Origin of the sequence: Streptomyces sp. Y2F8-2, from assembly GCF_014905555.1 — a bacterium.
GTDB lineage: Bacteria > Actinomycetota > Actinomycetes > Streptomycetales > Streptomycetaceae > Streptomyces > Streptomyces cynarae.
On sequence record NZ_BNGS01000007.1, the window covers coordinates 254,865 to 276,208 of the forward strand.

Consider the following 21,344-nt stretch of genomic DNA (forward strand, 5'->3'; position numbering starts at 1 on the left):
AACGGAGCCGCCCGGCGCGGTGAGGGCGCCGGGCGGCTCGCGGTCCTGGGAGTGCTCCGGGTGTCCTCCCGGAGCACTACGGGCGGGTTACTGCGGGGTCATCCGCTGCACGATGTCCGGGTGCTGCCGCACCCACGCGGCCACGGCGGCCTCCTCATGGCCCTGGCCGCGGTTCTTGATCTCGCTCTCCAGGCTGCCCAGCTCCGCCTCGCTCATCCTGAAGTTCCTGATCCACTTGGTGAGCTGCGGGTACCGGTCCGGGAACGCGCGGGCGGCGATGGTGCGGATCGTGTTGCCCTCACCGAACAGCTTCTTGTCGTCCGCGAGCTTGGTGAGCTTGTACTGGCTGTACGCCCAGTGCGGCGACCACAGGACGACGGCGACCGGTTTCTTCTGCGCGTAGGCGCGCTTCAGCTCGGCGAGCATCGCGGGCGTGGAGCCGTCGACGACCTGGTACTCCTTGTCGAGGCCGTAGCCGGGCAGGACCTTCGTCTTGAGCAGGTTCATCTCGCCGGTGCCGGGCTCGATGCCGATGATCTTTCCGTCGAAGGTGCTCGCCTTGCCCTTGAGGTCCTCCAGGGACTTCACGTCCTTGACGTAGGAGGGCACGGCGATCTCCAGGGAGGTCGGCTGGTACCAGGTGCCCAGGTCCGTGAGCCTGTCCTTCGTCTTGTCCCAGTAGTTCTTCTGGGCGTACGGCAGCCAGGCGTCGAAGTTGAGGTCGAGGTCGCCGCCCGCCAGTCCCGTGTAGACGGGGCCGACGTCCATCTGCTTCAGGTCGAGCCGGTAGCCGCGCCGCTGAAGGACGTTCTTCCACAGGTAGGTGACGGCGACGTCCTCGTCCCAGGGGAACCAGGCGACGTTCAGCGGCCGCTCGGCCTCGGCCGGGCTGCCGGCCGCGGACTTCTGCACCGGGGCGAGCTTGTCGACGACGCCCGGGTTCTTCTTCAGCCAGGCCCGCACGGCGTCCTGCTGCCTGCCCTTCCCGGCCTTGTTGATCTCGGCTTCCAGGCTGGTGAGCTGCTTCTCGTCCATCCTGAAGTTCTTCAGCCAGGTCCCGACGACCGGGTCGTCCTGGGCGAAGCCCTTGCGGGCGAGCGTGTGCACCGAGTCGCCCTTGCCCCAGGCGCCTTTGGGGTCCTTGAGCTTCTTCAGGTCGTAGTCGTTGTACGCCCAGTGCGGCGACCACAGCGTGACGACGACCGGCTTCTTCTGCCCGTAGGCGCGCTTGAGCTCGGCGAGCATCGCGGGCGTGGAGCTGTCGACGACCTGGTACTCCTTGTCCAGGCCGTACTTCTTGAGGACCGTGCTCTTGAGCAGGCTCATCTCACCGGCGCTGGACTCGATGCCGGTGATCTTCCCGCCGAAGGTGGCGGCCTTGCCCTTGAGGTCCTCCAGCGAGTCGACGCCCTTCATGTAGGAGGGCACGGTCAGCTCCAGCGACGTCGGACCGTACCAGGATCCCAGGTCGTCGAGCCGGCTGCCGTACTTCTTCCAGTACTGCTGGTGCGTGGTGGGCAGCCAGGAGTCGGTCTCGAAGTCGATGTCGCCCTGCGCGAGCGAGGTGTAGAGCGGGCCGGCGTCGAACTGTTTGACGTCGACCTGGAAGCCGCGCTGCTCCAGGACCTCCTTCCACAGGAACGTGGAGGCGACGCCCTCGTCCCAGGGGATGTAGCCGATGGTGATCTTCTTGCCCCGGCCGACGTTCTGCGCGTCGGCTGCGGTGGCGGACTTGCCGCCGCCCGCGAAGACGCCCATGCCGCCGGCGACCAGCGCGAGCACCACCACGCCGATCACGGCCACGGCGGGCCGGGGCCGGTAGGACCAGATCTTCAGGCCCTGCGCGGCGCGCAGCCGGGCGGCGGCGCGGCGGCCCAGCGGGGAGACCTGGGTGCCGAGGGCGCTGGTCATGCGGTCCAGGTAGATCGCCAGGATGACGATGGCGACACCGGCCTCGGAGCCGAGGCCCACGTCGAGCTGGCCGATGGCCTCGTTGACGTCGCCGCCGAGGCCGCCGGTGCCGACCATGCCGGCGATGGCCGCCATGGACAGACCCAGCATGATCACCTGGTTGACGCCCGCCATGACGGTCGGCAGGGCGAGCGGCAGCTGGACGCGCAGCAGCGTGTTGCGCGGGGTGGTGCCGAACGCCTCAGCAGCCTCCACGAGATCCTTGTCGACCTGGCGGATGCCCAGCTCGGTCATGCGGACGCCGGGCGCGAGGGCGAAGATCAGGGTGGCCACGATGCCGGCGGGCGCACCGGTGCCGAAGAACAGGATCGCCGGGATGAGGTAGATCATCGCGGGCAGCGTCTGCATGAAGTCGAGCACCGGCCGCACAAGGCCGCCGACCCGGCTGGAGCGGGCCGCCCAGATGCCGACGGGCACGGACACCACGAGCGCGATGAGCGTCGCCACGAGGACGAGCGACAGGGTCACCATCGCGTCGTCCCACAGTCGCAGGGAGTCGATGAAGGCGAAGCCGGCGAAGGCGAGGACACCGGCGGCCGTGCCGCGCAGCCAGAACGCGATCACGGCGAAGATGCCCGCGAGCAGCAGCGGCTCGGGTGCCTGCAGGACGGCGTTGATGCCGTCGAAGGCGCCCAGGAAGACGGTCTTGCAGAAGTCGAACAGCCACGCCATGTGGTGCAGCAGCCAGTCGACCAGGGAGTTGACCCAGTCGCCGAACGGGATCCTAGGCACGGGCGACCACCTTCCCGCCGTGGGCGTCGCGCCTGTCGTCGCAGGGGGCGGGGTCGGCGGCCTCGTTGCCCAGGAAGCCCACCAGCCGCTCCCGCGCTACGACGCCGATGAGCCGGTTGCCCTCGTCGACCACCCCGACGGGATGGGAGAGCCGGGCACTGATCGCGCACAGCTCGGTGAACGGCGTGTCGAGGGTCGCGGTCTCGCAGCCGCAGGCCGGCTCGTCGCCGGTGACCGTGGTGTCCATGACCGCGCCGGCGGTGAGGACCCGGGAGCGGTCGACGTCCTGGGTGAAGGAGGCGACGTAGTCGTCGGCGGGGCGGACCAGGATGTCCTCGGCGGTGCCGATCTGCACGATGCGGCCGTCCCGCATCACGGCGATGCGGTCGCCCAGGCGCATGGCCTCGTTCAGGTCGTGGGTGATGAAGACGATGGTCTTCTTCAGGGTCTGCTGCAGCTGCAGCAGCTGGTCCTGCATGTCGCGGCGGATCAGCGGGTCGAGCGCGCTGAACGACTCGTCCATCAGCAGCAGGTCGGCGTCCGTGGCGAGCGCCCGGGCCAGGCCCACGCGCTGCTGCATGCCGCCGGACAGCTCGTCGGGCCACGACTTCTCCCAGCCGGCCAGGCCGCACAGGGCGAGCGCCTCGTCGGCGCGCTTCAGGCGCTCGGCGCGGGGCACGCCCTGCACTTCCAGGCCGTACGCGGCGTTCTCGCGGACGCTGCGGTGCGGGAAGAGCGCGAAGTGCTGGAAGACCATGCTGATCTTCCGTGCGCGGACCTCGCGCAGCTCACGGGGGCCGAGGGCGGTGAGGTCCTGGCCGTCGAAACGGACGTGTCCGGCGGTCGGCTCGAGCAGGCCGTTGAGCATGCGCAGCAGCGTGGACTTGCCGGATCCGGACAGGCCCATGACGACGAAGATCTGGCCCGGCTCCACCGTGAAGGACGCGTCGATCACAGCCGCGGTGGTCCCGTCGGCGCGTAGTTCCTCACGGTCGGCCCCCTGCCGGAGCCGTTCCACCGCCCGATCCGGTCGTCTGCCGAACACCTTGTACAGGTGCTCGGTCTCAAGCCTGGAAGACACAGGTACCTCTCGTCTCGAAGCCTCCGAGCCGTTGCAAACGTTGAAACTGCAACCGGCATCGCTTCGAGGCGCCCCTGCCCCCGGTCCTCAAGGCCAAACGCAGGGGTGGCCCAGTTCACAAGGCGTTTACTTCTGCCACGCATGCACACGGAACGCTCACGGAAGGGGCACTGTCGGCGCCGTACGGCATGATGCGGAACGTGACGCAGAGAACTCGACGGCTCATGCTCCTCGACACCGCCTCGCTCTACTTCCGTGCCTACTACGGCGTGCCGGAGTCCGTGAAGGCACCCGACGGCACGCCCGTGAACGCCGTGCGCGGGCTGCTCGACTTCATCGACCGCCTGGTGAAGGACCACCACCCCGACGACCTGGTGGCCTGCATGGACGCCGACTGGCGCCCGCACTGGCGGGTGGAGCTGATCCCCTCCTACAAGGCGCACCGCGTGGCCGAGGCCCATGAGGCGGAGCCGGACGTGGAGGAGGTGCCGGACACGCTGTCCCCGCAGGTGCCGGTGATCGAGGACGTCCTGGACGCGCTGGGCATCGCGCGCGTGGGGGTCGCGGGGTACGAGGCGGACGACGTGATCGGCACGTTCACGGCGCGCGCCAAGGGCCCGGTCGACATCGTCACCGGTGACCGCGACCTGTACCAGCTGGTCGACGACGCGCGCGGGGTGCGGGTGCTGTACCCGGTCAAGGGCGTCGGCACGCTCCAGCTCACCGACGAGGCGGCGCTGCGCGAGAAGTACGGCGTGGACGGGCGGGGTTACGCGGACCTGGCGCTGCTGCGCGGCGACCCGAGCGACGGACTGCCGGGTGTCGCGGGCATCGGCGAGAAGACGGCCGCGAAGCTGCTCGCCGAGTTCGGCGACCTGGCCGGGATCATGGCCGCGGTCGACGACCCGGCGTCGAAGCTCACACCCGCCCAGCGCAAGCGGCTCGCCGAGGCCCGGACGTATGTCGCGGTCGCACCCTCGGTCGTCCGGGTCGCCGAGGACGTACCGCTGCCGGAGGTCGACACGGCGCTGCCGCGCTCGCCGCGCGACCCGGCGGCACTGGACGCCCTTCAGGCCCGCTGGGGTCTGGGCGGCTCACTGCGGCGGCTGCTCACCACGCTGGAGGCGTGACGGTTCCGGGGCGAAGTGTCATCCCGTCCTCAGGGGAGAGTCGGGAATGAGGTGTTGACTGGCGGGAGATGCTAACTTAGGTGAACCTAACTAAGGGAACCGGGAGGCCGTCATGGCAGAGCGCCGCGCAGGCAAGGCGCGCAGGGCCCACAGCGCGCAGGTGGTCCGTACCCAGCGGCTGACCCCGCACATGCAGCGGGTGGTGCTCGGCGGCGAGGGGCTCGCCGACTTCGCGGCGGGCGGCTGCACCGACCACTATGTGAAGCTGCTCTTCCCCCCTGCCGAGGGCGTCACCTATCCGGAACCCTTCGACCTGCAGCGCATCCGCGAGGAGTTGCCGCGCGAGCAGTGGCCCGTGACCCGGACGTACACGGTGCGCGCCTGGGATCCGGAGCACCGCGAGCTGACCCTGGACTTCGTGATCCACGGCGACGAGGGGCTCGCCGGGCCGTGGGCGTTGCGGGTGCAGCCGGGCGAGACCGTGCGGTTCATGGGGCCGGGCGGCGCCTACGCCCCGGACGCGAGCGCCGACTGGCATCTGCTCGCCGGTGACGAGAGCGCGCTGCCCGCGATCGCGGCGGCCCTGGAGGCGCTGCCGGACGGCGCCCGGGTGCACGCGTTCGTGGAGGTGGCCGGCCCGGAGGAGGAGCAGAAGATCGCCTCCGATGTGGAGGTGGTCTGGCTGCACCGCGGGGACCGGCCGGTCGGCGCGGCGCTGATCGAGGCCGTACGGGCGCTTGAGTTCCCCGAGGGCCGACTGCACGCGTTCGTGCACGGCGAGGCCGGTTTCGTGAAGGAACTGCGCCGGCTGCTGCGCGTCGAGCACCGGATCCCGCGCGAGGACCTCTCCATCTCCGGCTACTGGCGCCTCGGGCACAACGAGGACGGCTGGCAGGCGTCGAAGCGGGAGTGGAACGCGCGCATAGAGGCAGAGCAGGAGGGCGCGTCCGCCGCGTAGGACACCGCGGCCGGACACCCGGCCGGACACCCAAGGCGGCGGCACTCCGGGGATGCCCGGGTGCCGCCGCCTTGTCGTGCGGTGCTCTCGCGAGGGCGTGAGGACTTGGGTCCCACCCCGACACCCCGGCGTGACGCCGGTGAAACAGGTGCTCCCTACGTTCGGTCGCCCGACAGCAATTTCTGTCGCCCGACAGGAACTCTCGCGCGCAGTGCGAAAGCAGGTTGCCGCCATGACGAGCACCGCCCCCGCCGACGTCCGCCCCGACCCTCCGGGCCCCGAGGGAGCCGCCGACCTGGCGCGCTTCGGCTACCGCCAGGAACTGCACCGCAGCCTGGGCCGGTACGCCTCCTTCGCGGCCGGGTTCTCCTTCATCTCCGTCCTGACGACCGTCTTCCAGTTCTTCGCGTTCGGGTACGCGTTCGGCGGGCCCGTCTTCTTCTGGACCTGGCCCGTGGTGATGGCGGGCCAGGTGCTGGTGGCCGCGTGCTTCGCCGAGCTGGCCGCGCGGTACCCGATCTCCGGCGCGATCTACCAGTGGTCCTCACGCCTGTCGAACGCCGGCTTCGGCTGGTTCGCCGGCTGGATCATGGTCATCGGGCAGATCGTGGTGGTCGCCGCGGCGGCGCTGGCGCTGCAGATGGTGATGCCGCCGCTGTGGTCCGGCTTCCAGCTGGTGGGCGGCGACCCGTCACCCACCTCGCCCACCGGCGCGGCGAACGCGGCGGTCCTCGGCGTCATCCTGCTGGTGCTCACGACGCTCGTGAACGTCGTCGACAACCGGGTGATGTCCGCGGTCAACCGCATCGGGGTCACCGCCGAGATCATCGGCGCCTGCCTGATCGTCGTGCTGCTGCTCACCCATTCCCGGCGCTCCCCCGGCATCACCTTCCACACCGGCTCCGGCACGGGCGGGCTGCTCGGGGCGCTGCTCGTCGGGTCGTTCACGGCGGCGTACGTGATGATCGGCTTCGACAGCGCCGGCGAGATGAGCGAGGAGACCCACAACCCGCGCCGCACGGCGCCGCGCACCATCCTGACCGCGCTCGGCGCGGCGGGGCTGCTCGGCGGGCTCATCGTCCTCGGCGGCATTCTCGCCGCTCCGAGCCTGACCGACGGCCGGCTCGGCACCGACGGCCTCAGCTATGTCCTGACCAGCAGCCTCGGCGACGGGGTGGGCCGGGTGCTGCTCGCCGACGTGGTGGTGGCGATCGCGGTGGCGACGCTGGCGATCCAGACGGCCGCCTGCCGGATGCTGTTCTCCATGGCCCGAGACGGCCGACTGCCGTTCGCGCGGCGGCTCGCACGGGTCAACCCGCGCACGGGCATGCCGAGCGCGCCCGCCCTGGTGGTCGGCGTCCTCGCCGCCGCCCTCCTGCTGCTCGACTTCGCCTCCCCGGACGCCTTCCTGGCCATCGGCACCACCTGCATCGTGATGCTGTACCTGGCCTACGCGATGGTGACGGGCCCGCTGCTGGTACGGCGCCTGCGCGGCGGCTTCCCGGCCGGCGGCACGGACGAGGCGGGGGCCCCGCTGTTCTCGCTGGGCCGCTGGGGCATCCCGGTGAACGCCCTCGCCCTTCTCTACGGCCTCCTGATGACCGTCAACCTGGCCTGGCCCCGAGTCGCGGTGTACGACCCCACGGGCGGGCACTGGTACTTCCGGTGGTTCACGCTGCTGTTCCTCACGGCGACGGTCGCAGCCGGCGCCGCCTACCGGGCGTACCGGAGACGGACCCCCGCTTCCGCTCCCGTTCCGGAGGCGGCGGTGCAGGAGGCGACCGCCTAGGGCCCCGCTCCGGCCGCCTCGTACGCTGGAGCCCCATGAGACGCCGACCCCGTACCCCGCCCTCTCCCCTGCCGCAGCGCAGCGGGGTCGATCCCGTGCGGGTGCGGTTGCCGTTCGACGGGGGGTGGGCCACCGTGCGGGAGCATCTCGTGGCGCGGCTCGCGGCCGGGGACGGGGTGATCGACGGGATGCTCGAGGCGGGGCTCGTCGTGGGGGCGGACGGACGGCCCGTCGCCCCGGACGCGGCCTATGTGCCGGGCATGTACGTGTGGTTCCACCGTGCGTTGCCCGACGAGCCGCGTGTGCCGTGTCCGGTCGACGTGGTGTACCGGGACGAGCACATCGTCGTCGCCGACAAGCCGCACTTCCTCGCCACCACCCCGCGCGGCAGCCATGTCGCCGAGACCGCGCTCGCCCGGCTCCGGCGCGACCTGGGCATCCCGACACTGACCGCCGCGCACCGGCTGGACCGGCTCACCGCCGGGCTGGTGCTGTTCACCGTGCGGCCCGAGGAGCGCGGCACCTATCAGTCGCTGTTCCGGGACCGGCGCGTCACCAAGGAGTACGAGGCCGTCGCCCCGTACGACCCCGAGGCCGCCCTGCCCCGCACCGTGCGCAGCCGCATCGTGAAGGAGCGCGGGGTGATGGCGGCCCGGGAGGTGCCGGGCGAGCCCAACGCGGTCAGCCGGGTGGAGCTGCTGGAGCACCGCGCCGGGCTCGGACGCTACCGGCTGCTGCCGTACACCGGGCAGACCCACCAACTGCGCGTGCACATGAACGCGCTGGGCCTGCCGATCCTCGGAGACCCGCTGTATCCGGTGGTGGCCGCCCCCGCGCCGGCCGGTGACTTCCGGCGCCCGCTGCAACTGCTGGCGCGGGTGCTGGAGTTCACCGATCCGGTCACCGGGCGCGCCCACCGCTTCGTCAGCGAGCGGGTGCTCGAGGCCTGGTCCTCCTACGGGGCGTGGGCCGGGTAGCGGCTCAGCGGCTCCGCCACCAGCGCAGCACCCGGCGCCACAGTCCCGGCCGGGGCCGCGGCTCGGCGGCCGGCTCGGAGGGCGCCGGCGGGGCGGCCGGCGGCGGGGGCGGAGCCGGCAGCGGGTCCGGGGCGGCGGTGGCGCTCCCGGCAGCGGACGCCGTCGTGATCTCCCAGTCGGTGCGCTGCGCCGGCTCCGGCCGCAGCGACGGCTGCTGCGCGACGTCCTGCGGCGGCTTCGGCTGGAACCGCACCGGCAGTTGCACCAGGTGCCGCGACGCGATGGACGCGGTCCAGCGCAACTCCTCCTCGTCGCAGTCGAGTTCCAGGTCGGGCAGCCGCGTCAGCAGGGCGTCGATGCCGGTGTCGGCGATGGCACGCCCGATGTCCTGGCCGGGGCACTCGTGCGGGCCGCCGCCGAAGGCGAGGTGGGAGCGGTTGCCCTGCATGTTGGCCGAGAGGTCGGGCCGCACCCGCGGGTCGACGTTGCCGGGCGCGATGGCGAAGAGCAGTCCGTCGCCCTTGCGGATCCGCTGCCCGCCCAGCTCCGTGTCCTGCTTGGCGAAGTAGCCGAGGATGCTGCTGAACGGCGGCTCGTCCCACAGGGACTGCTCGACCGCCTCGGGCACCGTCATCTGGCCGCCCCTGAGCTGCGCCCGGAACCGCGGATCGGTGAGGATCATCCGCAGCACGTTGGCGAGGAGGTTGGCGGTGGCCTCGTAGGCGGCGATCAGGACCACCCGCAGGTGCTCCCTGATCTCGTCGTCGGTGAGCCGGGCCGGGTGGTTGATGAGGTGGGTGGTGAAGTCGTCGTCGGGATCGGTCCTGCGGCGGGCGACGAGCCGGCCGAGGGCCTCCACGATGTACTGGTTGCTGGCGATCGCGGTCTCGGTGCCCTTGAGCATGTCGCGGGCGGCGTGGACGATCCGGTCGTTGTACTCCTCGCCCATGCCGAGCACCTCGCACATCACCGCCATCGGGAGGTGGTCGGCGAACTGGCCGACGAGGTCGGCCCGGCCCTGTTCGCAGAAGCGGTTGACGAGGTACTGCGTCGCACGGTTGATGAACCGGCGCAGGCCCCGGTAGTCGATGGTCGACATGGCGCCGGTGACCGCACCGCGCAGCCGCAGATGCTCGTCGCCCTCGGCGTGCGAGCAGATGGGCTGCCAGGCGAAGTGCGGCGTCAGCGGGTGGTCGGGCTTGACCTCGCCGCTCACCAGCGGGGCCCAGATGCGGCTGTCACGGGTGAAGTGCGCGGGGCTGCGCACCATGTGCAGGTTCTCCGCATGCCCCAGCACGACCCAGATCGGCACGTCGTCGTGGAGCAGCGCGGGCGCCACGGGGCCGTGGTCGGCGCGGAGTTTCTCGTAGAGGGCTCCCAGGTCCTCCGCCTCGGGACCGTACAGCCGGCGCACTCCGCCGGGGCCGAGGCCGTGGGCCGGACAGCCGGGCGGCGGGACGGCGGAGGAGGCGTCCGTGCCGGTGTGGTCGCTGCCGGTCAGGGAGGGGGATTCAGGCGTCACGATGGTCGCTCCGGAACGTCAGGTCGAACCTGTGTCTTGGGGATGGGGTGGAGATGGGAATGGGCACAGAACTCGGGGACGGCGACGCGGGCGTTCTCAAGCGGTCGCGATCGCCTTCACACGGGGGGAGGGGCGCCCTCACGGCAGGGGCGCCCTCACGGGCGGCGGTGAGCGCCTTCACACGGGGGCGCGGCGCATCGCCAGGGAGTGCAGGAAGCGCACCAGCGTCATCAGGACCTCGCGGCTGGAGGCCCGGCGCCGGGCGTCACACTCCATGATCGGAATCTCGACGGGCAGGTCGAGTGCCCCGCGCAACTCCTCGATGGGGTAACGCGGCGCATCGGGAAAGGAGTTGACGGCGACCACGAAGGGCACGCCACGCTCCTCCAGCCGGCCGATGACATCGAAGCTGACCTCGAGGCGGCGGGTGTCGAGCAGGACGACGGCGCCGAGCGCGCCCTCGAACAGTCCGTTCCACAGGAACCAGAAGCGTTCCTGGCCCGGGGTGCCGAACAGGTACAGCACCAACTGCTCGGTGATGCGGATCCGGCCGAAGTCCATGGCCACGGTGGTGGCCGTCTTGCTGTCGGAGCCGTAGTTGTCGTCGACCCCGATGCCCGCCTGGGTCATGGTCTCCTCGGTCGTCAGCGGCCTGATCTCGCTGACGGAACCGACCATGGTGGTCTTGCCGACCCCGAACCCGCCCACGATGACGATCTTGACCGCGGCCTGCGTGGTGTGCGGCAGGTGGTCCTCGGGGGGCGGCCCCGGGACGGTGTCAGAGCTTTTGAAGTCCATGCATCACCGCTTCGAGGAGGGAACGGTCGGGCACCGCCTGCCGGACGATCGGGGCGCGTGCCTGGACCAGTTCTGCCGCCAGCAGGTCGGTGATCAGCATGGTCACCACACTGAACGGCAGACTGAGGTAGGCCGAGATCTCGGCCACGGACAGGGGGGCCCGGCAGAGCCGGAGCAGCGCCGACTGCTCCGGCGTGGCGGCGGGCGGCGGGTCGGCGCTGGTCACGATCAGGGTGACCAGGTCGATGGGGGCCCGTTCACCCCCGTCGGCCGCGCCGGCGAGGATGTACAGCCGCTCGGGCTGCTTCCCCTCGCCTTCCGCCGCGCCGCCTTCGGTGACAGGCTCCGGGGGAGGCTGTTCCTGGGGATGGCGCCGGCGCCGTTGCGGAGGAGTCATACGGTCTGCCCGGTCCGTCGCGGCGGACTCGTCAGGTGGTCGCCGATGCGGACGACGAGATCGCGCATGCGGTTGCTCATCAGGCCGGCCTCCGCGACCACGTCGGAGAGCACCGCCAGATAGGCGTTCGGACCGGCCTCCATCATGTAGAAGTAGCCGCCGTCGATCTCGATGATGACCATGCGCATCCGGCCGTCGCTGTCCGGCATCTCGGCCGCGACCGCCCCGGCCAGGCTCTGCAGTCCGGCGCAGGCCGCGGCGACACGGTCGGCGGCGTCCGGGTCGCCGCCGTAGCGGGCGATGCGCAGCCCGTCGGCGGAGAGCACCACGATCTGGTGGATGCCCGGCACGCCGTCGGCGAGTTCCTTCAGCAACCAGTCCAGGTTGCCTCGCTGCTGGATCACTTCGGGTCCCCCTCGTCGTCGGCCTGGGCAGCGGCCGGCTCGTCGGTGCTGGTGGTTGCGTACGCGTCGTCGTCGGGCGGCCCGGAGGAGAAGGCGTTCGGGTCCGGGTCGGCCTTGAGGCCGGCGAAGAACGCCTCCACCCACATGCCGGGCGGCGGCTCGTCCTTCTTCTTGCGTTCGCGCTCGGGCCTGACCGGCGCATGACTCCTGGCCTGGATGGCCTGGGCGGCTGCTTCCGCGGCGGCCGCCTCGGCGATCTGCTGGCTCAGCGGGATCTTCACCCGGCTGCGGCGCTGCGGCAGGCCGCCCGCCGTCCACTCGGTGACCACGGGGACGTCGTCCTCCAGGGACAGCCGCTCCGGGACCCGAGGCCCGGTCGTGGGGCGGCGGGGCTTCTCCTTGCGCTTGGGCCCCTCGACGCCGTCGTTGTCCAGGGTCGGAATGGAGGTGATGCCGACGCCGTGGGCCTGCCCGGGGGCGGGGTCGGTGGTCGTCATGTCGTTCGGGACGACGAGGATGGCGCGGACACCGCCGTACGCCGACTTCCGCAGCGAGACCTCCATGTTGAACATGGACGACAGTCGGCCGACGACCGCAAGGCCCAGGCGGGGGGCCTCACCGAGCTGCTGGACGTCCACTCCGGCCTGGGCCTCGGCGAGCATCCTCTCGACCTTGGCGCGGTTCTCCCCGCTGAGGCTGACTCCGCCGTCCTCGATCTCGACGCAGACACCGGTCTGCACCTCGGTGGCGGTGACGTGCACCTTGGTGTTGGGCGGCGAGTAACGCGTGGCGTTGTCGAGGAGTTCGGCGGCGGCGTGGATGATCGGCTCGACCGACTCGCCCCTGATGTTCACCTTGGCGATGGAGTGCAGCTCGATGCGGCGGTACTCCAGGATGCGGCTCATCGCGCCGCGCAGACAGCTGTACAGCGGCACGGGCTGGGGCCACTTGCGGCCGGGACGGCCGCCGCCGATGACGGCGATGGAGTCGGCGAGGCGGCCGATGAGCGCGTTGCCGTGGTCCAGGCGCAGCAGGTCGTCGAAGACCTCGGGGGTCAGCCCGTGGTCCTCCTCCATCTCCCGCAGTTCGTTGGCCTGCTGGTGGACGATGGCCTGGACGCGGCGGGCGATGTGGACGAAGGCGCGCAGCGCGGAGTCACGCCGCGCGATCTCACGGTCGATGACCTGGAGCACGGTCTTCAGCAACCGGCGCTGCGCGTCGGGGATCCCGCGGAACTCCGGGGTGCCGTCGACGAGCTGGGTGAGCACCTGTCCGGGCGAGATGGCTTCGCGCAGCTTGGCGACCGCCCTGGGCACGATCTCGGTGCGGAGGTAGTCGAGGTCGTCGTTCTGCGAGGCGATCCGCCGCTCCAGGAAGGCGGTGCGCTCCGCGCAGTCGGCGCGCAGCGCACGCAGGGCGCGCTCACGGTGGACCGCCACGGCCGCGACGGCGGTCACCAGGACCGTGGCGATGGCCCCGCACCAGCCGACGGCGGTTTGGGCCGGCCCGGTGAGCACGGCGACGGCGGCCCCCGTCGCCGCGCACATCAGTATGAACGGCATCAACAGCACGCGTGCGTAGGGAAGTTCGCGGCCACCGGGAGGCGATTGAACACTCACCATGTATGCCCTCTGAGACGGAATCGGCTGGATCGGGGGGTGCTTACGAGGAAAAAGACGGGTAGGTACCGGATCGAAACGGGATGACAACTGGATCTTCGTTATGTTTGGGAACAGGCGCACGAATACACCTCAACTCGGTGCGCCGCGGGCGAGCTTAGTCCGACCGGATCATCGCCATGTCATATTCGGCAAGCACCTGAAATGCCCCTCGCGCCAGGAGTACGCTCGGCATTTTTCATACGGTGCGCTGCTATTCGAACACGCGCTGTCACGGCGCACGGGCAGGCGAGACGGGTCCCCCGCCCAGGTGAATTCCCCTGTGACAGTGGACCTGAATTCCCCTGTGACAGTGGACTGGTGGACTTGGTGACCTGAGGCCACGAGGCCCGCGACACCCCGAGACCCCGATATCCCGAGGCCCCGAGGCCCTTGGGAGAGCCTCAGACTCCGGCGATGCGCAGTGCCGCGTCCGCCGTGGCCTCCGCGAAGACGGACACCGGGCGGTCCGGGTCGGAGCGGTGGACCAGGATGACGCCCTCGATCAGCCCGAAGACCAGATCCGTCCGCAGCTCCAGCTCACCCTTGGCGAGGCCGGAGCCCGCACGGGTGGCGGCGATCAACTGCCGGTAGGCGTCCTTGAGTTCGGAGCGCACGGCATGGAAGCCGGCGAACCGCTCGGAGCGCACCTCGGGCAGCGGATAGAGGCCGCCCAGGTTGTGCGGGCCGCCGCAGAGCAGCTCGACGTCGGTGCGGCACAGCTCCCACAACCGGTCCTCCGCCGGGGCGGTGTCGTCGGCGAGCAGGTCGCGGGCACAGGACAGCGAGGGCGTGACGGTGGACTCCAGCAGTTCGGCGAGCAGTTCCTCCTTGCCGGACACGTAGTGGTACATGGAGGCCTGCCGCATCCCGGCCCGCTCGGCCACGGCGCGCGTGGTGGTCGCGGCATACCCGCGGGTGGTGAACAACTCGGCGGCGGCCGTGAGGAGCTCGTCGCGCGGCGACAGTCCGCTGTCGGGCCGCCGCTCCGCCCGCGGCCTGCCGACCCGCCGCCCACCACCGGTTCCCATGCGGTCGATCCTCGCACATGACGCCGTACGGCGATCTCGGCGCGGTGCGACGACGGGCCTGCCCGGCGCCCGCCGTGAGGGACCGGAAACCGACCGGCAACGCCCGGGACACGGCGGCGACCCGCTCCCCGCCTAATTTCTGTCGGGCGACAGAAATCACCGCAGCAGTCACCCGACCCCGAAAGGTCCCGCGATGGCGACAGCGACCACCTACGGAGCACGCGACCACGCCCGGGCACAGGAGGGCGCCCGTGCCGAGGCCATGCCCGTCGTGCCGGCGAGCGCCTGGCCCGCGCCGCCCTGCGAGGCGGGCCACCTGGTGTGGGCGGAGACCGTGGCGGGCGGCAACTACACGCACCGGGTGCTGGCCCGCGGCACCGAGCTGCGCCTGACGGATCTGCTCGGCGACGCCTGCGCCCATCTGCTGCTGTTCGTCGCCGACCGCCCGTGGGAGCGGCTGAACGTGGCCGACACGGTCAAGGTGCAGTGGAACGCATACCTCGGTCAGGGGCGCCTGCTCCTGTCCGACCAGGGCCGCGTCCTCGCGTCGGTCGTCGCCGACACCTCCGGGCGGCACGACGCCCTGTGCGGCACCTCCACGCTCGCCCGCAACGCCGAGCGCTACGGGGACGGCACCCCGCAGTCCGCGTCCTCCGCCGGACGCGAGTTGTTCAAGCTGGCCGCCGCGAAGAACGGGCTGAAGCCACGCGACCTGCCGCCGTCGCTGTCGTTCTTCCAGGGCGTGGAGATCCGCGAGGACGGCGCCCTCGACTTCACGGGCTCCGCCGGCCCGGGCGGCAGCGTCACCCTGCGCGCCGAGCAGGACGTCACGGTGCTCATCGCCAACGTCCCCCACCCGGTCGACCCGCGCCCGGACTACGTGTGCACCCCGCTGGAGGTCCTCGCCTGGCGCTCGGAGGCGACCCGCCCCGGCGACCAGCTGTGGGAGACCACCCCCGAGGGCCGCCGTGCCTTCCTGAACACCGCCGAATTCCTAGCCGCCAGGGGGCTCGCATGAAGAACGTGAAAACCGTCGTTCCGGCCCGTGCCGCCTGGTCGTCCGTCGTACGCACCGGCGAGACGCTGACCGTCACCGACCTGTACGGCAACCAGGCCGTCGACTTCCTCGTCTACGACGCACACGACACGTCCGTGCGCTACAGCGCCCCCGACACGATCCAGGCGCAGGGCACCATCTTCCTGACCACGGGCAGTGTGCTGCTGTCGAACGAGCACACCCCGCTGATGACGGTCGTCGCGGACGACGTGGGCCGCCACGACACGGTCGGCGGGGCCTGCTCCAAGGAATCGAACACGCTGCGGTACGGCCACCACACCTGGTCGCAGCACGCCTGCGTGGACAACTTCCTCGCGGAGGGCGCCAAGTACGGCCTCGGCAAGCGCGACCTGGTGTCCAACATCAACTGGTACATGAACGTTCCCGTCGAGAAGGACGGCACCCTCGGCATCGTCGACGGCATCTCGGCCCCCGGCCTCTCGCTGACCCTGCGGGCGGAGCGGGACGTCCTCGTGCTCGTCTCCAACTGCCCCCAGATCAACAACCCGTGCAACGGCTTCGAGCCGACGGCGGTGGAGATGACGATCGAAGCGGGCCGGGGGGACAGCGCATGAGCTTCGACACGCTGCTGGTCGCCAACCGGGGCGAGATAGCCGTCCGGATCCTGCGCACGGCCCGCGAGCTGGGCCTGCGCACGGTCGCGGTGTACTCCGACGCCGACCGCTCGGCGCCCCACGTCCGTCTCGCCGACCGCGCGGTACGGCTGGGCCCGGCGCCCGCGAGGGAGTCCTACCTCGATCCGGACCTGGTCCTGAAGGCCGCCAAGGACACGGGCGCCGGGGCGATCCACCCCGGCTACGGCTTCCTGTCCGAGGACGCGGCGTTCGCGCGCCGCTGCGAGGACGCCGGGATCGTGTTCGTGGGCCCGACCCCCGAACAGCTGGAGCTGTTCGGCACCAAGCACACCGCGCGGGCGGCGGCCCTGACGGCGGGAGTACCGCTGGCCCCGGGCACGGGCCTGCTCGCCTCCCTGAACGAGGCGCTGGACCAGGCCGACGCGATCGGCTATCCGGTGATGCTGAAGGCCACCGGCGGGGGCGGCGGCATCGGCATGTCGGCGTGCCGATCCGCCGGCGAACTGACCGAGGCGTGGGAGCGGGTGCAGCGGGTCGCCGCCGCCTCCTTCTCCACGGCCGGTGTCTTCCTGGAGCGGCTCGTCGAGCACGCCCGCCATGTCGAGGTGCAGATCTTCGGGGACGGCGCGGGGAAGGTCGTCACCTTCGGCGACCGCGACTGCTCCCTCCAGCGCCGCAACCAGAAGGTCGTGGAGGAGGCACCGGCACCGGAACTCCCGCCCCGCATACGGCGGCAACTCACCGCATCAGCCCGTGACTTGTGCGCCTCCGTCGGCTACCGCTCCGCCGGCACCGTCGAGTTCGTGTACGACGCGGCCCGCGAGGAGGCGTACTTCCTGGAGGTCAACACCCGCCTCCAGGTCGAGCACCCGGTCACCGAGGAGACGTACGGCGTCGACCTGGTCGCCTGGATGCTGCGCCTGGCGCGCGGCGACCACGGCGTCGTACGGGACCCGGGCGCGCCCCGCGGCCACGCCGTCGAGGCCCGCCTCTATGCCGAGGACCCCTCCCGCGACCACCGGCCCGGCGCCGGACTGCTCACCCGGGTCGAGTTCCCGCAGGGCGTGCGCGTGGACGGCTGGATCGAGACGGGCACGGAGGTCACCACCTCCTACGACCCCCTGCTCGCCAAGGTGATCGCGTACGGCCCGGACCGGGAACACGCGCTGCGGCGGCTGGACGAGGCCCTGGCCCGCACCCGGATCGACGGCATCGAGACCAACCTGGGCCAGATCCGGGCGGCCCTCGCGGCCGATGCCTTCCGGTCCGCCACGCACTCCACGGCGACCCTCGCCACCGTCACGGACCCCACCCCGCGTATCGAGGTCGTGGCGGCCGGAACGCTCACCACCGTGCAGGACTGGCCGGGCCGCACCGGCTACTGGCAGGTCGGCGTGCCCCCGTGCGGCCCGATGGACGACCTGTCCTTCCGGCGCGGCAACCGGGCGCTCGGCAACGCGGAGGGAGCTCCCGGCCTGGAGTGCACGCTCCAGGGGCCGACCCTGCGCTTCACGCACGCCACCACCGTGTGCGTCACGGGCGCCCCGGCACCGGTCACGGTGGACGGCACGCCGGTCGCGCAGTGGGAGCCGGTGACGGTGCCGGCGGGCGCGGTCCTGGAGGTCGGGGCGCCGTCCGAGCACGGGCTGCGGACGTATGTGCTGTTCGCGGGCGGCGGCCTGGACGTGCCCGCCTTCCTCGGCAGCACGGCCACCTTCACCCTGGGCCGGTTCGGCGGCCACGGCGGCCGGGCGCTGCGCACGGGAGACGTCCTGCACGGCGGCACGGTGACGGCGGGTTCCCCGGTGCCGGCCGCCGACCGCCCGGCCTTCACCTCGTCGTGGCTGCTGGGAGCCCTGGAAGGCCCCCACGCGGCACCGGAGTTCTTCACCGAGGACGACATCCACGACTTCTACGCCGCCGAGTGGAAGGTCCACTTCAACTCGGCCCGCACCGGAGTACGCCTGGTCGGCCCCAAGCCGCGCTGGGCGCGCCCGGACGGCGGCGAGGCGGGCCTGCACCCGTCCAACATCCACGACACGCCCTACTCGGTGGGCGCCGTCGACTACACGGGCGACATGCCGGTCCTGCTCGGCCCGGACGGCCCGTCACTCGGCGGGTTCGTCTGCCCGGCGACCGTGCCCACCCGGGAACGCTGGAAGCTCGGCCAACTGCGCCCGGGCGACACCGTCCGCTTCGCACCGCTGGCCGACGACGGCACGCCCCGGCCCGCCATCGTGGACGGCGGCGTACTGGCCCGGGACGGCGATGTGACGTACCGGCGCAGCGGCGACGACAACCTGCTGGTCGAGTTCGGGCCCATGCGGCTGGACCTGGCGCTGCGGATGCGGGTGCACGCACTGATGGAGGCGGTGTCGCAGGCGTGCCTGGAGGGGGTCACCGATCTCACCCCCGGCATCCGCTCCCTCCAGATCCGGACCGACCCGCGCCGGCTCACCCAATCCGAACTGCTCGCGTCCGTGAGAGAGATGGTCGCGGCCCTGCCTCCCACCGGCGAACTGGTCGTCCCGTCCCGCACGGTCCACCTCCCCCTGTCCTGGGACGACCCGGCCACCCGTGAGGCCATCGCCCGCTACATGGCGGGCGTCCGCGACGACGCGCCCTGGTGCCCTTGGAACATCGAGTTCATCCGTCGCGTCAACGGCCTGCAATCGGTGGAGGACGTCCACCGCACGGTCTTCGACGCCGAGTACCTGGTCCTGGGCCTGGGCGACGTCTACCTGGGCGCCCCGGTGGCCACACCGCTGGACCCCCGCCACCGCCTGGTGACCACGAAGTACAACCCGGCCCGCACCTGGACCGCCGAGAACTCGGTCGGCATCGGCGGCGCCTACCTGTGCGTGTACGGCATGGAGGGTCCCGGCGGCTACCAGTTCGTGGGCCGGACGACACAGGTCTGGTCGGGATGGCAGCAGCGGGGCGCCTTCGAGCCGGGCTCCCCGTGGCTGCTCCGCTTCTTCGACCGCATCAAGTGGTACCCGGTGAGCGCGGAGGAACTGCTGGAACTCCGCGCGGACATCGTCTCGGGCCGCTTCGTGCCGCGTATCGAGGAGGGCGTGTTCTCCCTGGCGGAGTACGAGGCGTTCCTCACCGGGAACGCCGCGGCGATCGCCGGGTTCAGGGCCCGTCAGCAGGCCGCCTTCGCCGCGGAACGCGCCGCCTGGGAGGCGTCGGGCGAGTTCGCCCGAGCGGAGACGGCGACCGTGCCTGCGGCGCGGTCCGAGGTGACGGTTCCGCCGGGCGGCCGGCTCGTGGAGGCCGACTTCGCCGCGTCCGTGTGGCAGGTGAACGTGGAGCCGGGCGACGAGGTGACGGCGGGACAGCCCCTGCTGGCACTGGAGGCGATGAAGATGGAGTCGAGGGTGCACGCGCCGGTCGACGCCGTGGTGACGGAGCTCCTCACCAAGCCGGGCGCCCAGGTGGAGGCGGGCACGCCACTCCTGGTCCTCGCGCCACTGCAGCCCACGGCGCCATGAAACCCGGCCGGTGGTCTGCCGACGAACCCGCATCAGCCCAGGAGCACAGATGTCGACCCTCACACGAGTCCGCCTCGCCTACGCCCGTACGGAAACCGTCAACCGCCCCGAAATCTGGATCGGCCTCCGCCCCCAGGAAGCGGTGGAAGCCGAAGCAAGCGCCATCGACGCCCGAGTGGCCGCAGGCGAACACCTCCCCTTGGCCGGCAGGCTCTTCGCGGTGAAGGGCAACATCGACGTCAAGGGCCTGCCCACCACAGCGGGCTGCCCGGCCTACGCGTACGCACCCGAAGAAGACGCCCCGGCCGTGGCACGCCTACGCGAAGCCGGCGCCATAGTGATCGGCACAACGAACCTGGACCAGTTCGCAACCGGTCTGGTGGGGACGCGCTCCCCCTACGGCGCCGTCCGCAATGCCTGTGATCCAGCACGGATCAGCGGCGGCTCCAGTTCCGGCTCAGCCGTAGCCGTAGCGCTGGGCATCGTCGACTTCGCCCTGGGTACCGACACCGCGGGCTCGGGCCGCGTCCCGGCCGCCTTCAACGGCATCGTCGGCCTGAAGCCCACCCGTGGCCTCGTCCCCACGACCGGTGTCGTACCGGCCTGCGCCTCGATCGACTGCGTCACGGTGTTCGCCCGTACGCTCCCGGAGGCCGAGCAGGCCCTGGCCCACATGGCCTCACCGCCCGACCGCGTACTCCCGCCGCTCCCCCAGCGGGCCCCGGGCCCGTGGCGCATCGCGGTCCCCCCGCTCGCCGACCTCGGCGAACTGGACGAGGGCTGGGCGGAGGCCTACGAGGCCACGGTCGCCCGGATCGCCGACGCGGGCGCCGAGGTGCGAAGCATCGACCTGGCCCCCTTCACGGAGGCCGCCGCGATGTTGTACGAGGGCGCGTTCGTGGCGGAGCGGTATACGGCGGTCGGGAGCTTTGTCGACAAGTTGATCGCCGAGGGTGGTGCGGGGCTCGACCCGACGGTCGCCGGCATCATCACCCGCGCCCGCGACATCCCGGCCCACCAGCTCTTCGCCGACCAGGCCCGCCTGGCCGCCCTGCGGGCCCGCGCCCTGGCGGAACTGGCCGACGCGGACGCCCTGTTGCTGCCCACCGCCCCGGGGCACCCCACGCTCGCCGAGGTCGCCGCGGACCCAGTGGGCGCCAACGCCCGTCTGGGCCGCTTCACCAACTCCACAAACCTGTTCGATCTGGCGGCGGTGGCCGTCCCGGCGGGCGAGGTGAACGGACTGCCGTTCGGCGTGATGCTGATCGGCCCGGCGTTCACGGACGAACGGCTGGCCCGGATCGCCCGAGTGCTGGAACCGGAGTCGTCTGTGGCCGTGGTGGGCGCACACCTGTCGGGCCAGCCCCTGAACCCCCAACTCCTGGCACTGGGCGCCCGGCTGGACCGTACGACGACCACGGCCCCCGTCTACCGCCTGCACGCCCTGCGCACCGATCCGCCGAAGCCGGGCCTGGTGCACGTCGGCGAGGGCGGAGCGGCGATCGAGACGGAGGTCTGGCGCCTGCCCGCAGAGGGGCTGGGCCGCCTGCTCACCGCTCTCCCCCGCCCGATGACGCTGGGCAGCGTGGAACTGGCGGATGGAAGCCGAGTCCCGGGCTTCTTGTGCGAACCCAGCGCCTTGACCGACACGGAGGACATCACGGAGTACGGCAGCTGGCGGACGTATGTGACTCGGAGGCAGGGTCAACGGGCCTGAAGGGGCGCGGGGCTGTGACATTGGCCGGC

General features: G+C 71.6%; 16 protein-coding genes. 8 read left to right on the forward strand and 8 right to left on the reverse strand.

What is annotated here, in order from left to right; genetic code table 11:
* Positions 1–87 precede the first annotated feature (87 nt).
* Positions 88–2,703 carry an ABC transporter permease/substrate binding protein gene (locus SY2F82_RS24410; RefSeq protein WP_200421311.1) on the reverse strand — a complete coding sequence of 872 codons (2,616 nt, stop codon included), beginning with the start codon at positions 2,701–2,703 and terminating at the stop codon, positions 88–90.
* Entirely contained in the window at positions 2,696–3,784 is a 1,089-nt protein-coding gene (locus tag SY2F82_RS24415; RefSeq protein ID WP_200421312.1) for a glycine betaine/L-proline ABC transporter ATP-binding protein, read from the reverse strand. Before SY2F82_RS24415 ends, SY2F82_RS24410 begins: the two co-directional genes overlap by 8 nt.
* A gap of 191 nt (positions 3,785–3,975) precedes the next feature.
* Here SY2F82_RS24415 and SY2F82_RS24420 point away from each other — a divergent pair, with 191 nt between their 5' ends.
* The 4 genes from SY2F82_RS24420 (at position 3,976) to SY2F82_RS24435 (ending at position 8,638) form a co-directional block, all read left to right on the forward strand.
* Positions 3,976–4,914 carry a 5'-3' exonuclease gene (locus SY2F82_RS24420; protein WP_236041781.1) on the forward strand — a complete coding sequence of 313 codons (939 nt, stop codon included), beginning with the start codon at positions 3,976–3,978 and terminating at the stop codon, positions 4,912–4,914.
* A gap of 112 nt (positions 4,915–5,026) precedes the next feature.
* Positions 5,027–5,872, forward strand: coding sequence for a siderophore-interacting protein (locus SY2F82_RS24425; RefSeq protein ID WP_200421314.1), 846 nt, complete (start codon positions 5,027–5,029; stop codon positions 5,870–5,872).
* A gap of 232 nt (positions 5,873–6,104) precedes the next feature.
* Positions 6,105–7,661, forward strand: a complete 1,557-nt coding sequence (locus SY2F82_RS24430) for an amino acid permease (protein WP_200421315.1) — start codon at positions 6,105–6,107, stop codon at positions 7,659–7,661.
* Positions 7,662–7,696: 35 nt separating this feature from the next.
* Positions 7,697–8,638: an RluA family pseudouridine synthase gene (locus SY2F82_RS24435; protein WP_200421316.1), complete on the forward strand. Its 942-nt coding sequence runs from the start codon at positions 7,697–7,699 to the stop codon at positions 8,636–8,638.
* A 4-nt stretch (positions 8,639–8,642) separates the two neighbouring features.
* On the opposite strand, the gene SY2F82_RS24440 is transcribed toward SY2F82_RS24435, so the two are convergent.
* From SY2F82_RS24440 to SY2F82_RS24465, 6 genes are all read right to left on the reverse strand, one after another.
* Positions 8,643–10,160 (reverse strand): cytochrome P450, encoded by a 1,518-nt coding sequence (locus SY2F82_RS24440; protein WP_236041767.1) that lies wholly within the window; start codon positions 10,158–10,160, stop codon positions 8,643–8,645.
* Positions 10,161–10,337: 177 nt separating this feature from the next.
* Positions 10,338–10,958, reverse strand: coding sequence for an ATP/GTP-binding protein (locus tag SY2F82_RS24445; RefSeq protein WP_200421317.1), 621 nt, complete (start codon positions 10,956–10,958; stop codon positions 10,338–10,340).
* Positions 10,939–11,355 carry a DUF742 domain-containing protein gene (locus tag SY2F82_RS24450; RefSeq protein WP_200421318.1) on the reverse strand — a complete coding sequence of 139 codons (417 nt, stop codon included), beginning with the start codon at positions 11,353–11,355 and terminating at the stop codon, positions 10,939–10,941. Before SY2F82_RS24450 ends, SY2F82_RS24445 begins: the two co-directional genes overlap by 20 nt.
* Positions 11,352–11,759, reverse strand: a complete 408-nt coding sequence (locus tag SY2F82_RS24455) for a roadblock/LC7 domain-containing protein (protein WP_200421319.1) — start codon at positions 11,757–11,759, stop codon at positions 11,352–11,354. Before SY2F82_RS24455 ends, SY2F82_RS24450 begins: the two co-directional genes overlap by 4 nt.
* A complete protein-coding gene (locus SY2F82_RS24460) occupies positions 11,756–13,381 on the reverse strand; it encodes a sensor histidine kinase KdpD (RefSeq protein WP_200421320.1) in 1,626 nt (541 codons plus the stop codon). The genes SY2F82_RS24455 and SY2F82_RS24460 overlap by 4 nt, the downstream gene beginning before the upstream one ends.
* Before the next feature lie 440 nt (positions 13,382–13,821).
* Positions 13,822–14,448: a TetR/AcrR family transcriptional regulator gene (locus tag SY2F82_RS24465; protein ID WP_200421321.1), complete on the reverse strand. Its 627-nt coding sequence runs from the start codon at positions 14,446–14,448 to the stop codon at positions 13,822–13,824.
* Between the two features lie 193 nt (positions 14,449–14,641).
* Here SY2F82_RS24465 and SY2F82_RS24470 point away from each other — a divergent pair, with 193 nt between their 5' ends.
* The 4 genes from SY2F82_RS24470 to atzF are packed head-to-tail and all read left to right on the forward strand — an operon-like array spanning position 14,642 to position 21,315.
* Complete coding sequence (locus SY2F82_RS24470; protein WP_200421322.1) at positions 14,642–15,466, forward strand: urea amidolyase associated protein UAAP1; 825 nt, start codon at positions 14,642–14,644, stop codon at positions 15,464–15,466.
* Positions 15,463–16,080, forward strand: a complete 618-nt coding sequence (locus SY2F82_RS24475) for an urea amidolyase associated protein UAAP2 (protein WP_200421323.1) — start codon at positions 15,463–15,465, stop codon at positions 16,078–16,080. Before SY2F82_RS24470 ends, SY2F82_RS24475 begins: the two co-directional genes overlap by 4 nt.
* Positions 16,077–19,598 (forward strand): 5-oxoprolinase/urea amidolyase family protein, encoded by a 3,522-nt coding sequence (locus SY2F82_RS24480; protein WP_200421324.1) that lies wholly within the window; start codon positions 16,077–16,079, stop codon positions 19,596–19,598. Before SY2F82_RS24475 ends, SY2F82_RS24480 begins: the two co-directional genes overlap by 4 nt.
* Positions 19,599–19,647: 49 nt before the next feature.
* A complete protein-coding gene (gene atzF / locus SY2F82_RS24485; RefSeq protein ID WP_200421325.1) occupies positions 19,648–21,315 on the forward strand; it encodes an allophanate hydrolase in 1,668 nt (555 codons plus the stop codon).
* Positions 21,316–21,344 lie beyond the last annotated feature (29 nt).

Coding starts and splice junctions, on each gene's coding strand:
- atzF (WP_200421325.1), top strand. CDS start 19,648: ATGTCGACCCTCACACGAGTCCGCCTCGCCTACGCCCGTACGGAAACC.
- SY2F82_RS24425 (WP_200421314.1), top strand. CDS start 5,027: ATGGCAGAGCGCCGCGCAGGCAAGGCGCGCAGGGCCCACAGCGCGCAG.
- SY2F82_RS24465 (WP_200421321.1), bottom strand. CDS start 14,448: ATGGGAACCGGTGGTGGGCGGCGGGTCGGCAGGCCGCGGGCGGAGCGG.
- SY2F82_RS24420 (WP_236041781.1), top strand. CDS start 3,976: ATGCGGAACGTGACGCAGAGAACTCGACGGCTCATGCTCCTCGACACC.
- SY2F82_RS24470 (WP_200421322.1), top strand. CDS start 14,642: ATGGCGACAGCGACCACCTACGGAGCACGCGACCACGCCCGGGCACAG.
- SY2F82_RS24460 (WP_200421320.1), bottom strand. CDS start 13,381: ATGGTGAGTGTTCAATCGCCTCCCGGTGGCCGCGAACTTCCCTACGCA.
- SY2F82_RS24450 (WP_200421318.1), bottom strand. CDS start 11,355: ATGACTCCTCCGCAACGGCGCCGGCGCCATCCCCAGGAACAGCCTCCC.
- SY2F82_RS24480 (WP_200421324.1), top strand. CDS start 16,077: ATGAGCTTCGACACGCTGCTGGTCGCCAACCGGGGCGAGATAGCCGTC.
- SY2F82_RS24430 (WP_200421315.1), top strand. CDS start 6,105: ATGACGAGCACCGCCCCCGCCGACGTCCGCCCCGACCCTCCGGGCCCC.
- SY2F82_RS24445 (WP_200421317.1), bottom strand. CDS start 10,958: ATGGACTTCAAAAGCTCTGACACCGTCCCGGGGCCGCCCCCCGAGGAC.
- SY2F82_RS24475 (WP_200421323.1), top strand. CDS start 15,463: ATGAAGAACGTGAAAACCGTCGTTCCGGCCCGTGCCGCCTGGTCGTCC.
- SY2F82_RS24435 (WP_200421316.1), top strand. CDS start 7,697: ATGAGACGCCGACCCCGTACCCCGCCCTCTCCCCTGCCGCAGCGCAGC.